The following is a 1,244-nucleotide window of genomic DNA, read 5'->3' as shown; positions in this document are numbered from 1 at the left end:
ACCCCCTCCACCCCCGAGGACGCCGCCACGCCCGCCAGCGCCGAGTCGCCGGCCGCCGAGGCCCGCCGCCGGGAGCTCGCCACGCTCGCCTGGCCCGAGGCCGCCGGCACCACCCCCGAGCAGCGCGAAGCCCTCGAACTTGCCGTACGCCACCGGCTCACCCCGCGCGCCGTCGCCGCCGTGCTCGGCCTTGAACCGGCCACCGCCCGGGAACTGCTCGCCGCCGGGGCCTGCGAGGTGGAGCGCACCCGCGCGGCCCTCGCCGTCGTCGAGGCGGGCAACTGCCCCACCGTCGCCCGGCTCGCCGCCGACCCCCAGGTGCTGCTCTCCGCCGCCCTGCGCCGCGAGCTCGTCCGGCACGTCGACGACTGCCCCCGCTGCCGTCGCGCCGCCGAACGGGCCGACGCCGCAGGCCCCTGGCCCGGAGCGGCCCTGGCCCCGGTCGCCGCCCTGCCCGTCGTGGAGGCCCCCCGCCCCTCCGTGTACGTCGCCATGGCCCAGGCCCACCGTTCCCGCGCCGCGGGCCCGCGCTTCGACCGCGCCGGGTATCCGCTCGACCCCAAGGACCAGGCCGCCCGCCGGGACCGGCTGCGCGCCCGGGTCGTGACGACCACGGTCGTCGCGACGGTGGTCGCCGCCCCGGTGATCGCCCTCTGGGCCGCGTACCGGGGAGCGCCGCAGACCGGCGAGGGCCACGACGGCACCTCGGTCACCGCCACCGAGGTGGACGGCGCGGGCGGCATGAGCGGTGATCCGTACGACCCCGAGAACACCGGCAACGGACGCCCCGGCAACCGCTTCGGCGCCCGCGTCCCGGACGTCACCGCCGAGGTCGTCAGCACCGGCGGAGCGCAGCACGGCGACGCCCGGCTGGTGGTGACGGCCCGCACCTCCGGGGCCGTCACGACGATCACGCTGACCAACCCCGGCCGGGAAGCGGTCGACTGGTCGGCTGCGACGGACGCCCCGTGGCTGCGCCTCAGCCGTACGTCGGGCACCCTCGCGGCCGGGAAGTCCACCACGATCGCGGTCTCCGTGATCCGGGACGCGCAGCCGGCCGGGCCGTGGCAGGCCCGGATCTCGCTGACCCCCTCGGGCTCCGCCGTGCTCATCGACGGTCACGGGGTCACCGCCCCGACCACGGGCGGCCCGCGCCGGTGCCCGGGCGGCGCTCGCCGGGGACCTGGCTCGCCCGGTCCCGGAATTCGCCCCGGACGCGACCGCGGCGCACGCCGTGGAGCAGT

General features: G+C 78.9%; 1 protein-coding gene. It reads left to right on the top strand.

The window, feature by feature from the left end:
* Window positions 1–1,244 (top strand): BACON domain-containing protein (locus tag JS521_RS35720; RefSeq protein ID WP_443732193.1); only part of this gene is annotated, 1,244 nt, incomplete at both ends.

This window comes from Streptomyces durocortorensis (assembly GCF_016901035.1).
GTDB lineage: Bacteria > Actinomycetota > Actinomycetes > Streptomycetales > Streptomycetaceae > Streptomyces > Streptomyces durocortorensis.
The sequence above is the reverse complement of the archived record's forward strand: the minus strand, read 5'-3'. Positions and strand labels throughout refer to the sequence as shown.